At 47.4% G+C, this 13910-nt stretch carries 18 protein-coding genes and 1 pseudogene; 7 read left to right on the forward strand and 12 right to left on the reverse strand.

Features of this window, described 5'->3' with window-relative positions; genetic code table 11:
• Nucleotides 1-55 precede the first annotated feature (55 nt).
• On the reverse strand, nt 56-397 hold the full coding sequence (locus Q8P13_02725) for a hypothetical protein (protein MDP2671356.1): 342 nt from the start codon (nt 395-397) through the stop codon (nt 56-58).
• A gap of 16 nt (nt 398-413) precedes the next feature.
• Nucleotides 414-737 carry a hypothetical protein gene (locus Q8P13_02730; protein ID MDP2671357.1) on the reverse strand — a complete coding sequence of 108 codons (324 nt, stop codon included), beginning with the start codon at nt 735-737 and terminating at the stop codon, nt 414-416.
• Nucleotides 738-1067: 330 nt separating this feature from the next.
• Between Q8P13_02730 and Q8P13_02735 the strand changes: the two genes are divergently transcribed.
• The 3 genes from Q8P13_02735 to Q8P13_02745 all read left to right on the forward strand — a co-directional run bounded on the left by Q8P13_02735 (nt 1068) and on the right by Q8P13_02745 (nt 2663).
• On the forward strand, nt 1068-1421 hold the full coding sequence (locus tag Q8P13_02735) for an STAS/SEC14 domain-containing protein (GenBank protein ID MDP2671358.1): 354 nt from the start codon (nt 1068-1070) through the stop codon (nt 1419-1421).
• A 158-nt stretch (nt 1422-1579) separates the two neighbouring features.
• On the forward strand, nt 1580-1963 hold the full coding sequence (locus Q8P13_02740; protein MDP2671359.1) for a hypothetical protein: 384 nt from the start codon (nt 1580-1582) through the stop codon (nt 1961-1963).
• 304 nt (nt 1964-2267) lie between these two features.
• The gene (locus tag Q8P13_02745) at nt 2268-2663 is read left to right on the forward strand and encodes a hypothetical protein (protein ID MDP2671360.1); all 396 of its coding nucleotides are present in this window, start codon (nt 2268-2270) and stop codon (nt 2661-2663) included.
• Between the two features lie 264 nt (nt 2664-2927).
• On the opposite strand, the gene Q8P13_02750 is transcribed toward Q8P13_02745, so the two are convergent.
• From Q8P13_02750 to Q8P13_02775, 6 genes and pseudogenes are all read right to left on the reverse strand, one after another.
• Nucleotides 2928-3143, reverse strand: coding sequence for a hypothetical protein (locus tag Q8P13_02750; GenBank protein MDP2671361.1), 216 nt, complete (start codon nt 3141-3143; stop codon nt 2928-2930).
• Between the two features lie 36 nt (nt 3144-3179).
• Nucleotides 3180-3446 (reverse strand): RNA-binding protein, encoded by a 267-nt coding sequence (locus tag Q8P13_02755; GenBank protein ID MDP2671362.1) that lies wholly within the window; start codon nt 3444-3446, stop codon nt 3180-3182.
• 261 nt (nt 3447-3707) lie between these two features.
• Nucleotides 3708-3896: pseudogene (locus Q8P13_02760) on the reverse strand (YwbE family protein).
• Nucleotides 3889-4143: a hypothetical protein gene (locus tag Q8P13_02765; protein ID MDP2671363.1), complete on the reverse strand. Its 255-nt coding sequence runs from the start codon at nt 4141-4143 to the stop codon at nt 3889-3891. Before Q8P13_02765 ends, Q8P13_02760 begins: the two are co-directional and overlap by 8 nt.
• A gap of 70 nt (nt 4144-4213) precedes the next feature.
• The gene (locus Q8P13_02770) at nt 4214-4846 is read right to left on the reverse strand and encodes a M23 family metallopeptidase (protein ID MDP2671364.1); all 633 of its coding nucleotides are present in this window, start codon (nt 4844-4846) and stop codon (nt 4214-4216) included.
• 17 nt (nt 4847-4863) lie between these two features.
• Nucleotides 4864-5334, reverse strand: a complete 471-nt coding sequence (locus Q8P13_02775; GenBank protein MDP2671365.1) for a DUF192 domain-containing protein — start codon at nt 5332-5334, stop codon at nt 4864-4866.
• Nucleotides 5335-6042: 708 nt separating this feature from the next.
• Between Q8P13_02775 and dinB the strand changes: the two genes are divergently transcribed.
• Nucleotides 6043-7314, forward strand: coding sequence for a DNA polymerase IV (gene dinB / locus Q8P13_02780; GenBank protein ID MDP2671366.1), 1272 nt, complete (start codon nt 6043-6045; stop codon nt 7312-7314).
• Between the two features lie 1155 nt (nt 7315-8469).
• On the opposite strand, the gene Q8P13_02785 is transcribed toward dinB, so the two are convergent.
• On the reverse strand, nt 8470-9633 hold the full coding sequence (locus Q8P13_02785) for a hypothetical protein (protein MDP2671367.1): 1164 nt from the start codon (nt 9631-9633) through the stop codon (nt 8470-8472).
• A gap of 44 nt (nt 9634-9677) precedes the next feature.
• Entirely contained in the window at nt 9678-10247 is a 570-nt protein-coding gene (locus tag Q8P13_02790) for an HD domain-containing protein (GenBank protein MDP2671368.1), read from the reverse strand.
• 177 nt (nt 10248-10424) lie between these two features.
• Between Q8P13_02790 and Q8P13_02795 the strand changes: the two genes are divergently transcribed.
• Complete coding sequence (locus Q8P13_02795) at nt 10425-10808, forward strand: hypothetical protein (protein MDP2671369.1); 384 nt, start codon at nt 10425-10427, stop codon at nt 10806-10808.
• Between the two features lie 171 nt (nt 10809-10979).
• On the opposite strand, the gene Q8P13_02800 is transcribed toward Q8P13_02795, so the two are convergent.
• The gene (locus tag Q8P13_02800; GenBank protein MDP2671370.1) at nt 10980-12074 is read right to left on the reverse strand and encodes a M23 family metallopeptidase; all 1095 of its coding nucleotides are present in this window, start codon (nt 12072-12074) and stop codon (nt 10980-10982) included.
• Between the two features lie 162 nt (nt 12075-12236).
• Here Q8P13_02800 and Q8P13_02805 point away from each other — a divergent pair, with 162 nt between their 5' ends.
• Nucleotides 12237-13160 carry a tyrosine-type recombinase/integrase gene (locus tag Q8P13_02805; GenBank protein MDP2671371.1) on the forward strand — a complete coding sequence of 308 codons (924 nt, stop codon included), beginning with the start codon at nt 12237-12239 and terminating at the stop codon, nt 13158-13160.
• A gap of 2 nt (nt 13161-13162) precedes the next feature.
• Nucleotides 13163-13438, forward strand: a complete 276-nt coding sequence (locus tag Q8P13_02810) for a hypothetical protein (GenBank protein MDP2671372.1) — start codon at nt 13163-13165, stop codon at nt 13436-13438.
• 69 nt (nt 13439-13507) lie between these two features.
• Here Q8P13_02810 and Q8P13_02815 read toward each other — a convergent pair whose 3' ends face one another.
• A complete protein-coding gene (locus tag Q8P13_02815; protein ID MDP2671373.1) occupies nt 13508-13879 on the reverse strand; it encodes a hypothetical protein in 372 nt (123 codons plus the stop codon).
• Nucleotides 13880-13910 lie beyond the last annotated feature (31 nt).

A 13910-nucleotide genomic window follows, 5' to 3' on the forward strand; every position in this document is an offset into this window, starting at 1 on the left:
GCCGCCTCGTTTACCGGTGAGGTGAACGATTTTTGGCGGCGGGAGTCTTCTCTCTTCAGACGAAACATCTGATCGCGGCAGCACTGCTTGTCACAAAGAAGAGCAGCACGACTGCGAAGGCGTCGAAGAGAGCACAGAGCAGCAAAAGGCCTACCGTGGTCTCATTGGTTCTGCGGTAGATCTTGGCGTTGTCTGTTTTGCGCAATACTGCCTCGAGTGCGTAGGTTGCGCCAATCCCAACCACGACCGCAGTGAGGATGAGGCTGACTTCGGCGACGAACCCAAGGTTGTCTACCCTTAGATCAGCCGATATGATGGCCAGCGCCCAAGCACCGAGAACGAGAGCGACGGTGCTGGCTAGAACGGCTCTCAAGGTTATATTTGAGAGAGTGGTCATTTGCCTTCTCCTTTACTTACAGAGACCAAACTCCAACTAGGAGCAACAGCTCTAGGACGAAAAAGAGTGCTCCGAAACACAAAGTAAGGGCCGTGGTGTCGTCGTTTATGCCCTTTTCTCTGTCAGAGAGGTAGTCCCTTTCGGGAAGATTCCAAGCGACAACCAAGGCGACCACGCCAACAAGGACGGAAATCACCCAGGCGAGGACAAAGCTGGTGTCTGGATCGAATCTCACCTTTGCCAAGAATGCCCAGTCGAAGAGAGCGAAGACTGGAGCCGAGAAAGCAATCCAGCGAATCCAGCGGGTCCGGGTGTAATGACTGTTGTCTATCTTCGACACCGGTTCTCTCCTTCTTATCGTCTGTCGAACAGAATCGTCGCCAGTGCCATCACAACGAGGACGGTCAGTACGACGACCCAAACTGTTAGGTCATTTGGAAGGACTGAAAGTAGTTCCATTGTCAGTTCTCTCACCTTCTGCGCAGTCCGGAAATGATTGCGCCCAGGCCGAGAGCGACAAGGATGCCTCCCAGCACCCAGATTGTGCCTGAGTTGGCGACCTCGTTGGCGGCAAGAAACGTTTCAAGCATGATCTGCCTCCTTGATCGCTACCATTATATTACTCAGAGTAAAGATTTACATTGTCGAAGAGAAGTTTTAAACTTGGTTTATGCCTTATTCAGTTGAAGAAACACGGGATTTTACGGTTTATAAAGTGGACAATTTTTTTACCTTTCAGGATATGGACGCTCTTACCGAGCAGTTCGATCAATTGCTTGAGAAAGACCCGGCCGCGCGCGTCCTGCTTGATTTCTCGGCGCAAACTGGCTATGAAGAGGCAACAATCAAGGCGGCCTTCCGCCGTATCGACAAAGGTTTTCCCCGGAGCCTAAAAATGGCGATTCTCTACGCCGGCGAAGGCGGTATTTACAAACACGTTCTAGCAATGCTGGCCGCTGCCATGCCGGAAGTAGCTAAGTTTTTCTCCAGTCGCGCCGAAGCTGAAGCTTGGCTCAAAAGTTAAATCCCAAAGTAACAATACTATAGGTTGATAGAATTGCACTTTTGTGCTAGAATTCTTCTCGCTGACGGATCACAGCTCTCGCCTCTTGGTGAGTGCCTTGAATGGTCGTTGGTGAGTGAAAGGAGTTGGCAGAGATGCCAGCAAGAAGTGCGCACGTAGTGCGGGACCTCATGGGGGAGAAGGTCGCTGGTCTCACGGCCAGTGAAACAGACCCTCTCAATGAGGCGTTTCAGCTGGTGGATGTGATTACCCATCTCAAAGAGTGGGGTTTGTCGCAACTGACAGCGTCTGGTAAGGGCTTGCAGGTAGGTCAGTCTGAGGGGAAGACTCTCTACTTGACCGCCAATGGCCGCTTCCTCTTGCGGGTTGTGGACTTGGAAATTCCGATCGGTGTGCAACAAGCCATCGATATCTTCGGGTTCCATAGCCTCAACCACGCGATCGGTGAAGCCATCATTGCTAGCTTGCAGAATTGCCGGGCCAACAATGAGTACTGGGCAGAGCTTTCAAAGCGTGCCGAGGAACTCTTGAAGGCCATCTAGCCTGTTGTCCTCTCAACTAGATATGTAAGAGATCAGAGAAACACAAAGGCATCCTAAACTTTCCCGGGTTTTTGGTGCTCACTCTTCAGCAATGGAGAAAAACGGGAGCAAGAAAAGGAGAGGTTAAGACCAACCACAAGAAGTGGAACTACTGGCTTAACGATCAACAGGCAGCATTAATGGAGAACATGTTAAATCTCCAGAATCATGTTGCCGAATCCTAAGACAATCAAGAAATTGGTTGGTTTAGGAAGTTTCATGATCCAAATGTGTTCGTGGGCTTTAGCTTCTGAAAGGAGTGGGAATGGATCTCTATTTAATGCCGGGTGAACCTGGGTATTTGTGGACCTTTCTTTGGGAAGCACTTCCCTATTCGGTCCAAGTACGAAATGGTAAGGTCCTTCGACTGGTGGGAATAACTGACCATGTTAAACCCAAAAGGGATGGGCGTGACCATTTTATTCTCGCAAAAACACTCGCCAATCTGGACATTACTCGAGTAACAGTCAGGCTCAACGAAGCAGCCCTGGAAAAGTTTGCGGCTTTGGAAGAGCAAGCCCCTGTTTTGATGGGGTCCTTCACACTAACCTCGGTTTCTGGTTCATCGTCGGCCAGTTTGACCAGAATAGTTCGTGCAGATGGAATTCTTCCAATCACCGATGTACTTTCGGAAGCCGAAGCGCGAGACCGTTTTAGGTAACGACAAGGCCCGACCCCTTTTTTGCCCTCAAAATCCTGTCTCGCGAGAGAGAGGTAGTCACGGTTACCACTGGAGGTTTCCCGTCGACTCAATTAAAAAAGGTTATCTAAAAACCTCCAACTCCCTAAGACAATCATTTAATTGATGGTTGGTTTAGGAAGAGACGCGAGCTGAAAGGCTCGTTTTTCTTTGGCCAAAATGTCATTCTTGACCTGCTTGAGAATCTAGATCCTCATCTACACGAGGATGACAATCATGAAACTTTTAACTAACTGCTCTTGGGGCTTTTTTGGTTTGGAGGAGAAGTTTTTTTGCAGCTTTTGCAGCCAGTTCTTCTTCGACAATTTTTTGACAATCTTTGTCAGGACACACGTAGACATAGCGTACGGTGTTGACAGTATTCATGATGAGAGTTTTTTCTTTCCCGCGCACCCGTTCTTTTCCACAACGAATACATGGATTGCTGATTGTATCAGTCATTTAAATCAATTCTGGGCAGTTGGGCAGGTCCAAGCCTTATCGGCTTGGTCGTTCTTCACGAGGTCTAGCCTCGTTAACGACGATGGCTCGGCCATCAACTTCTTTACCATTAAGCTCAGAGACAGCTTTGGTAGCTTCCTCATCGCTAGACATTTCTACAAAACCGAAACCTTTGCTTCGGCCAGAGAACTTGTCCATGATAACGTTTGCTGACTCGACTGTGCCAGCAGCTGAGAAAATCTCAGCGAGTTGTTGATCGGTAACGGTATAAGGTAAGCTACCGACGAATAATCTTTTAGCCACTATTATGGCTCCTTTCACACTTTACTACCAACTATCTAACTTTCACTACACAAGGGAAAACTTGGAGATTTGCTAGAGCGGAGTAAAACTTATTTATAATAAGGGAATTATATACATAGTTGAGGGTACTTGTCAAAGTTAGCAACCTTTTCAGAACGAGATAACCAAAGTTTAAACTAAATCATCGGGACTTGGCGTGTAGGGTTTTGGTGTTTGGGCAGTTGGTTCTACTTCGGTTTCTGAGCTGATTTGGTCTGAGAACTGCTGGACACGGCCAATAATTCCTGAAGTGAGTCTGACTTTATGGCCTCGAGGATGGACTTCTTTGCTGGTCAGGACATCTTTGACGGTTCCACTGGTAAGTTCTCCACTGCCGTAGTCTTTCTTCTGAACTACAAGAACTTTCTCCCCCACTTTGGGTTTGCGTGAGCCAACGATATAATCACTCATGATGTTTGGTTTTCTTGCGGTGGTGGGCTTCTAGCTCCTCATCATGAGAAATGATAAAGGCGAGAAAAAGGGCTGCTGAAGCAAAAGTAAAGAGGAAAAAAGTCGTTTTCAGAAGTGGTGAACAGGATACTAGGGCCGGGTTTCCAGCTGGAACAAAAGGAGCTGAACAGGCGGTTACCAGCGCGTAGTTGATAAAAGCTGCAAGAGCCAAAACCGCGGCTCCGGTAAAAAAGAACCACTTCTTCATCTTTCAATTTTACCAGATTTGGGAACCCGTTGGGTTGAGGGAGACTGGGCGGGGCGTTCCCAGTCTCCTATTAGGGCAGATATTCCAAAGGATCGACTCTCACACCATTGACGATGACTTCGAAGTGCAAGTGTGGGCCAGTTGAGTAGCCGGTCGCACCAAGTAAGCCGATGACTTGACCTTGAGTTATTTTTTCTCCTTGCTTGACCTTAAGACGGTTGAGATGAGCGTAAAGAGTTTCTACCCCTGGTGTCATCTCGAAGAAACCGTCACTGAGAAGCGGGCCAGTTTGCTCGAAGATGACGATGTAGTAGCCGTAGCTGCAGCAAGGGTTACCTCCAGAGAAAACCACTTCCCCGTTTGTGGAAGCGATGACTGGTTCCCAGGCTCGCTCGTTGCCGTCGATGTCAATTCCCAGAGGATGACTTGGTCCGTAAGGCGAAGCAAGCGGACCTTCAAAGGGCCAGACAAGACCTTCCTCGGAAACTCCTTTTGGTGAGGAGTAAACGGTGACCTCTTTAGTTTCTCCGAGGTTGGAGACTAGGTAAACAGTCTGGGGATTGCCCAGTTTTGTCCCTTCCGGTTTTGGCGCTGCAATCAGCCCGATCAGCGAGAAGCCAAAGAGGAAAGTCCCGACCGCCATACCGAGCACTTGCCTTCCAGTTGGAACGTGAGCGTTCCTCACGAGAATCTCTCCCTCCACTCTCTTCCTTGAATTGTCTAGTTGATTAGTTTAACAGGATCTTGCAACTGCAAGTTCTTTTGATCAAAAAACCCTGCCGGGATTTCAAGAACCTCAGTTACTTTGTCTGGAGAAGAAAAGATCGGAATTGAAGTTCCGGTTGGGACAGGTGCAGACTTTTCTACCCCGATGACCTTCCCTTGATCAATCCAGATGATATCAATCGAAAAAAGCATGTCTTTCATCCAGAAAGTCTGCCGGCTTCTTTCTTTGAAAACAAAATACATGCCAGTATCTGCTTTTAGCTCGGCTTGCCCGCTCAAGCCGCGCACGATTTTTTCGTGGCTATCAGCAATTTCGACGGAAATTTGTTGGCTGCCAATTTTCAGTAGGTGAGTTTCGCCCTTCGTAGTGGTGGGTTTGCTCGTCTGGAAAGTCAAATAGAGACTAACCAAAACAGTCAGAATCAGAAAAAGGCCAAGAAGTATAGTCAGGAGGCTAGGCTTCATAAAAATATTTTACCTCAGAAAACGGAGAGGCGCACGAAACTGAGATACTGTGGTTGATTTCCTGTACCAAAGCTCGTGCGCCGTTTTCCCTTCTTCCACATTTTTACCCTATCGAGTGGTCCAGGGAAGCTAGCCTTTCTGCAAGGGGCTTTCAGTCTCGACAAAGCAGTTGATCTCTTTGATGCTGAGGGGGTTTCGCACCAGTCGTTTAGGCGGCGGGTACTAGTTCGGGTGCTCGGTGCGAAACCCAGAAGGAACCTCAGCGCCTTAATTTTAGAACTGCTTGTTCGGCAAATGCAAGATAGTATTTGGGGTGGGGGGGGGAAACAGAGAAAGCGCACAGTGAGAAGTCCATCCAGCGTTTAGCTTGACAGCACTGTGCGCTTTACTCTCTCCTAGTGGGTGCCGGGTGGTTAGTTAGCCAATCTGTAAATCAACTAACCCTGGTACTTTTCAGGGGGTGGAGTACAAGACAAAATCACCCGGCTCTAACTTTCTTCTTGGCTCTGCGGACCATCAGACAGTGTTGATGGAAGAAGATTCAAGGAGGAGAGACGTGCGCCTCACGCGGAGTTGCTCGCCTTTCCAGAGAACGATGGCCGTTTGAACGCGAACCATGGGGATAAGCGAACACAGAGATCAGTCCCTCTCCAAGTTTGATCTCTCACAGAGCTTGGTTATTTTACAAATTTAAACTAAATTTAGCAAGTGATACACTTTGTCCGAATTGACTCTTTCGCTCTTCTTTCGGATAATATAAACATGTCTGCTCGTAGCTACTGGATGCATCTCGATCTCGATTGTTTCTTTGCTTCGGTTGAGATCAAACTTAACCCATCGTTGAAAGGTAAACCAGTCTTGGTTGGTGGTGTCAATCCCCAAGGAAAAAGTGTTCCTCGGGGTGTCGTCGCCACTGCCTCCTATGAAGCGAGAAAATTCGGTTGCAAGAGCGGGATGCCTCTTTTCCAAGCCTTAAAACTTTGTCCGGGGGCTAGCGTTGTCGGTGGTCATTACCAAGACTATATTTCTGCTTCGCGTCAAGTCATGGCGATTGCGGCTCGTTGGGCCCCAAAAGTTGAGCAGATCGGTATTGATGAAGCTTTTCTCGACTTTTCAGGAACCGAGGTTATTTATCCAGATTTAAAGACAGTTGCCGAAAAAATCCGTGCCGAGATCAAAAAAGAAGTTGGAATCATAGCTTCAATTGGTTTGGCCGCGACCAAAGTAGTCGCCAAAGTCGCTTCAGATTACGACAAACCTGACGGCTTTACTTACGTTCCCTCTGGAACCGAAAAAACCTTTCTTTCTCCTCTAGCCGTCCGCGATTTGCCCGGAATTGGGCCCAAAACGGAGATTTATTTTCTGGGTTTGGGAGTGAAAACTCTAGGCGAAGTGGCGTCTTTACCAGCAGAAAAAATTAAAAGTTTCGATAAGGCTCTGACTGGTCTGTGGAGAGCGGCGAACGGTTTCGATAACGTTTGGTACACTCCCCGCCTGACGGCTAAGTCAGTTTCTCGTAGCGAGACTTTTTATACCGATCGAGATGACGAAAAGTTTATTTTGGCAATGCTAAGGAAGTTAACTGAGTCAGTTGGTGAAGAGTTGCGAGCCGAAGGGTTTTCGGGGCGTTGTGTTTCAGTAACAATTCGTTATTCTGACTTCCGGTTTATTTCTCGACAGCGTGTTCTCCCCTATCCAACCAACATAACTAAAGAAATTTATGATCTGGGAGAAATACTGCTGGAAGAACTTTGGGATTCAAAAACGCCGTTGCGTTTGGTTGGGATTGGGATTTCTCAGTTTGAAGACAAAAAGCAGCCGACACTTTTTGAGGGTCTGCGAACAAAAAGACTTGAGCTTGAAGAAAGAATTGATAGCTTAAGAAATAAATATGGTAAAGATGCGGTCGTTCCAGCTAGCCAAATGCTCCTCAAGGGAAATTCCAAAGATTTTGAAGAAATAAGTTTCAGAAGAAAATAGGTTCTAAAAACGAGAGCGGCGCGCAGGGTGATCGTCATCGAGGGCGATGTGACGGTACTCACTTACTACGCGCCGTTCCAACACAGAACTGGGGGAGCTCTGGTGTTGGTAAATTTGCCTGGCGACTGGGCGTATCCGGACGGGTGTCCAGACTGAAGAACTCTCTGGCGGAGAACGCATCAGCGCTGTACAGCTTCCCGAATCACCAGGCCCTCCCAGAGTCGCGCACGTGAGTGGCGAGCTGTAGAGGCAATTTAAACCCGCTTCAGACCGCAGCAATTGCTTGCGCTGTCCAAAGAAGGAGTGATCTCAGTCTCCCCTTTTGTACCGTGCTACTAGAGGGGATTCCGGGGGCGGTTTTGCCGACCCAATTAATTAAGGATTACTCATTCCCAAAGTCTTGGTACACGGCCAAGACAAGCTAATAGCCAAGGTTGGGCGGGACTTAAGGGGTACCCTCCGTGCTCCAATTTTCTGAAGATCACGGACTATAACCATCCCCTCTTTCGGCCTTGGCGATTCCCCAGTACGGCGGTCAGGAGAAGTCGACGCCCGCAGTTACCGACTGCACGTTCACTAGGTAGCTCGCTTGCGCGGCACCAGCGACGAGTCGGCAGACACACAAAGGTATCAACGCGGGGCGTGGTTCGAAGCTGTCGGGACTATTACCTTTACGCGTGCAACACGCACCGAAATGCATGGCCGCGAGGAGTTAACCCTTGAGAGGGTACCCGACTCTACGTCGTTTGAACGACGCTGCTGGACGCTACCTGCCGCCGTACTGGATGAATCCGAGAGTTTCCCACCGAGGTGAGCTTTCCTTGCGGATGTTCGCCGCTAGGATGCCATTTAGAGGCCGGACCGACACTGCCGGATCCGTTCTGCCCCTGTTACCTCGGTGGGGTCCCGAAGGACAAACTACTCTCTAGTTTCCTAAAGAGCGGATTGTCCGTCAGGACATCTCGTTTCTCTACTTTCTAAATAGTCAAAGTACGTATGCAAATTTAAGACAAAGATTTCTTTTTGTCAATAAAGCTGCGCTATATTAGCAAAAAATGAAAATAATGTCAAGACTATAGGACGCTCGTATTTGATATCTCCTGCCGGAGATCAAATACTGCGCATCCTGCGCTCATCGATCTTGGGATTTCAAGACTAAATATTCTTCTCAGTATCGGGGATGGTTAGTTTGTAGCGAATTTGTTGGTAAGCAAAGCGAATTGCGGCGTTGATCAGGTAAGTTAAAGCTAGCAAAATTAGGAAGTAAATGACCCCAAAACCAGTGATAGCCGGAAAAGTTTTGTTGGTCATGTAGCTAAGGATGCTAGCCACGACTCCGATGGTGGTAATCGCGGTCAAAGAGGAAATTTGTTTGCCGGTACTTTTCCCTTCGAGCTCAACTAGAATTTGGATGGCGCTGGCCAAGTAATCTTTGGTCATCGCCCAGAGTTCTTTGATGTAAGCGTGAGTATCATCCAAAGTTTCAAATTTGTACTGAAAGAGAGTGGAAAGTTTTTCCTCCACCTCAAGTTTTTTGGAAATTGAGCTGCGAGTTGCAACATAAATACCCATTTGGTTGATACGGTTGTTGATCAAATTAATCGTTTTTTGGTAGCGGTCGAGTTGACCACGAATTTTCTCGACCTCAGCTCCTTTGACCACCTTGCGTTCTTTGATATCGGCAATTTCCTCCCAGACTTTGCGGTGGATATGGAGATACTTTTCCAGCTGGTCTTTGAACTCGCGAAAGAAAATCTGCATCTCAACCAGGTCAGAGGCGGTTTCAGCTCTCTTCGCAACGATAAAGATAAATTTGTGAGTTTTGTAGACAGTCACGTCTGGTGAATCAATTTTGCTGTAAACCTCTCCAAACTGCTCTTTGTCAATGGTAAAGCTTGCCGGTTTTGGGTCTTCAAAAGAAACTACCGTTGGATGGCTGATTTTGATGTTAGCTAGGACTTTGGGGGTAGGGGCGCCTAGGGAAAAAAGATAGCTGAGGGCGGGGTTAAAAACATTTTCAAAGTAATCCTCGAGGAGTTTTTTGCTCGCCAAAATGTCAGTTGAGGTTAGTTCCAGAATGTAAAGACCGTCTTCATAATAGCGAACTTCAATCCCCTCCCCGCTAGTTGCTTTGACGTATTCTAAATAGCCTACTTCACGGCTGACGTGGGTCAGTTTCAAACTTTCTCGCAGTTTCTCTAGTTTTTCTTTTGGAAGCTCGGTATAGGTATGAGCATGAGCAAAAAAATTGTAAATTTCCGAGAGATGTAGTGTGGTGCGTTGGTACCAGCCACCGTAAGTAATTTTGTAGTTGGGCATGCATACAAATATTGCCTGAAAGAAAAATTGAAAGCAAGGGGCTTTTAGACTTCTTTTTCGGTTCCGGAGAGAACCCGGGGTCGGATTTTTTGCCACCAAGAATAGTCGAGGTTTTTGAGATCCTTGAGAATACGTTTGTAAATTTCCTCAAAATAAGAATTTCCGGCTTCGATTTCTTCGAAACATTTGCTGATCAAAGATAAACCGTCGGCAACTTTGACCACCTGCGATTCGAGGCTTTTTCGAGATTGTTCTTCATGCCACAAGGCGACAAAGTCTTTTTTGAGTTTTTCGTCTAGATCCTCAAACATCATCTCAATAGTTTGGTTGTTGACTTCTCGGATGGCGGCGGCGACTTCTTCATTAAAATATTTAAACGGAGTCAAGATATCCCCGGAAAAGCCCTCCTCTTGATCATGAATGAGGGCCATTTTGACCGCCCTTTCAGTGTTAACTTCAATTTTTTCTTCTCCCAAAGCCCAACAAAGAATTTGGGTAAAGTAAGAAACATAAAAGCTGTGCTCGGCGACGGATTCGGGAAAATGGACCGGGCGGTTGTTGAAGCGTTTGACGTGAGCCAAATCACGCTTGAGTAGATGATCAAAAATAGACATAAATTTTCCAAAGTATAGTTGAGAAGAAAAATCTTTGCAAAGTCAGGATTTTTCTTGAGGAAACAGCCTATAGACTATAGGTTGTAAATTAGATTCATTTCTGCTATAATATAGACCCAATAAACCAGTTTAATACAGCACGCTTGCTGTTCCAGTCAAGGTTCAAGGAGGAATCTGATGGAGTGTCAATTTGGACCAGTTGGTGTTGATTGCAAACACCGAGCTGACGCCCACATCTGCAAGTACTGTGAACGACGCGGTTGTGGCAAGGGAGGTCATCCCCACATCATCAAAAGTAGAGGTGTGTGGGTTTGCAGCAAGGTCGACCAGATTTGTCGAGATGCTCGCAAGACCTTCCTTCGTGAACTCACCAGGGTCAAGCCTGGAGACACGATCGTTGTCGATGGGCACAACGCTGTGGTCATGGACAAGCAGCCGGTTGAACGCGAACACTGCTATGCCCACCACGGGACTCCTGTTCCGATGGTTCGAGTTCGTGTTCGCAGGATTCCGCGCTGGGGTTGTCCTAGATTTTCTGAACACACTTCACGGGCACGTTAGGAAGAGACACTGGTTTTAATTGAGCGGGTGGTAGGGTTTTCAAGGACGCAGCCTGTCTACCCTCCACCCGCTTCGTCCTTTACACCCCAAGTTAACCTATACTTATTCACTTTAAAAACAGAGAAGCCGCGCGCTTTGAAAAAAAGCAGGCGGCTTGTCTGATCGTTTCTCCTAACGCCATTCTTCCTTGGGCAACCACTCTCCTGACTCCAGCTCGATTTTCTCCCTATGGTAGAGGAAAGTGAAGGCAGTTGCCGGATCGTAGGGAGTGCAGAACCAGCTACCGTTGGGTTCGCCCTCTTCTCCTCTGACCTTGGCAATACCTTTGGAACTGCGGCAGTGGTGCTGAATCTCAAAGTGAAGATGAGTTCCAGTACTGCCAAAGCTAGAGCAGACGTAGCCAGAGTTGCCGATCTCAGCGATTTTCTCCCCCTGCTTGACCTTTTGTCCTGGCTTGACTCGAGCCGAATCGGCCTTGAGGTGGAGATAAACCGTGTTGACGTCTCGTTCCGTTTGGATGACGATGACGTTGGCAGCGTTGTAAAGCTTGCGACTGCAGCTGCCGGGCCCAAACCTGTCTTCAACCCAAAGAACCGTGCCTGCAGCACTGGCAAGTACATCTGGATTTTTGGGGACAAAGTCCCAAGCAAGGCGATTTTCGTGATCGCTACCCTTCTGGCCAGGAGCCTGTTTGACAAAAGTCTTTGCTCCTTCTTGCCAGGGCACTCGATAGGTAGGATCTGATTCAAGGGCTACAGTCTGCTTTGCGACCGGTGGCGAAGTACAAACCTGAAGGAAGACATCGTTGTAGTCACTGTCAGTGTAGTCTTCCCAGGAGATTTGGTAGCAACCCAAACTTCCCGCCTCAATACGGGCATGGCGCCAGTCGTCGGAAAAGAAAGCCGTTCCTGAGCAAAGACTCGAGCTAGGAATGATCTCGAAAACCAGCTTTGAACCTCTCTCGTAGGTGCCGATGTTGATGGTTTTGGGACTTGAATCGTAGCGCCCGATGAGCCTTTCGGCCATCTCAGCAGGAAGAATTGAGGCTTCAGGTTCCACCCGCAATGCCGGGGTTTCCAGCAGAAGCAACCCTTCCGAACACGAGGCTTCCCCGAGCTGCACTTTGACGGAAACTTCTGATTTTTCGGTCAGGACTAAGCCTCCAGACTGCAGAAGCAGGCTTGCAGGCTTGCCAGTACTTGCCGCCTGAGTTTTACTCTCTCCAAAGGCAGCAAGCAAGAACAATAGAACCAGTAACCAACGCATTGATCACTCTCCTTGCGCTGTGGTTTTGGCGGTTTGTTAAAGAACTAGCTAGTTGTAGAAAAAGATTTTTGCTTGGTCAATATAGAATAATGAACTCTAGGATAAAGTGGCCGCGTCGTACAATATTTGCTTTTTGTGCCTAAGTGAGCTAAAATTAAAGCAATGACTCTGTCCAAGCACATTACTGACTTTCTCGAGTATCTAGAAGTTGAGAAAAATGCTTCCCAACTGACAATCCGCAACTACGACCATTACCTCAAAAGATTTTTAGGTTTTGCTGGCGATGTTGATCCCAAAGACATTACCTATGAGCTGGTTCGCAAATACCGGGTTTTTCTTGCCCGTTGGGTCGATGAGAACTCTGGTTTGCCACTAAAAAAAATCACCCAAAACTATTTCATTATCGCTTTGCGCGCTTTCCTGCGCTATTTAGCTAAACATGATATCGAAACTTTAGCTGCTGAAAAAGTTGAGCTTGGAGACAACGAGCCCAGACCAATCAAAGTTTTAGACCCAGAGCACCTAGAAAGATTGCTCTCCGCACCAAACATCGAAAAGATTGAAGGCTTGCGCGACAAAGCTATTCTCGAGGTTTTGTTTTCAACTGGATTGCGGGTCAGTGAGCTAGCCGGTCTTGATCGAGATCACGTTAACATAGATAAAGGTGAGTTTGGTGTGATTGGGAAAGGAAGAAAAGAACGAATTGTCTTTTTGTCGGATTCTTCAAAAGAATGGCTTGGTCGCTATATCGCTCAAAGAAAAGATCTCTTCAAGCCAATTTTTATTCGCTATTCAGGTAAAGAGGATCCGAGTAAAGGTGGAGAAAAAATGCGTCTGACAACCCGTAGTATTGAAAGAATCCTCGAAAAATATGTTCGGCAAGCACATATTCCGATCAAAGCGACACCCCACACCCTGCGTCACTCTTTTGCTACTGATTTGCTAATTAACGGAGCGGATATCCGCTCGGTGCAGGAAATGCTAGGGCACGCCAACATTTCCACGACTCAAATTTATACTCACATCACCAATAAGCAATTGAAAGACGTCCACAAAGCCTTTCATTCAGGAAATAAGTTGGATTGAAGATGAACGTCTCAAACGGGTTTAAAAGAACTATTAGTCTTATTCTAGCTTTAATTGGAGCCTATTTTTTAGGCTTGGGAGTACCAATGTCGATTGGTTATGGACTTGGACTTCTGGTTCCTCACTCAGGATATGGAGGAAACCCCGGTGGTTTTGTTGTTTTTGTTGGAGTGGCCGGTTTCTTAACTATCTTCGCAGTGCCCTTTTTCGGAATAGTAACTTATTTAATTAGTTCCACACTAATAAGTAAGTTTCTTCAAAACAAACATATAAATTGATTTAAGCGTGGAAAGAGCCACAGCCCTGGTTTCTGTGGCTCAGTTGTGCTCGATTCGCTGTGGTAGCTCTTACGGCGTTTTCGGGTCGCGATAGGGACTGCCGTCTGGGGCATCGGGATGCGAGGGTTGAAAACTCCTTTCTTTTTCGTCTCGAGCTTGCTCCGAAGATCTCAGGATTTCCAGAAGTCCATCGAGATAGTCGTTGATGAGCTTGAACCAAGGACCGGTGTTTTTGTCTCGTAGCACCGCCGGTAGGGCTTGGGTTGACCCCGAGAGTTGCGCTCTCTGACCAAGAGAAAGGATACCGACCAGGAATGCCTCCTCAATTAAATCGAGAAGCCTGTCCACTACCATCCCCGGTGTCTCTCTCCCGTTACGAAGGCTTTCCAGTACTCTTCCTGCAGAGAGGAAGAGCTCGGCCTTGGCTTGGTGACCGTCCATAACTCTCCTCCTTTTTTTCTTGGTTCGGATT

Source organism: bacterium (assembly GCA_030704665.1).
Taxonomy (GTDB): Bacteria; Patescibacteriota; Microgenomatia; order Woykebacterales; family RBG-16-39-9b; genus JAUYID01.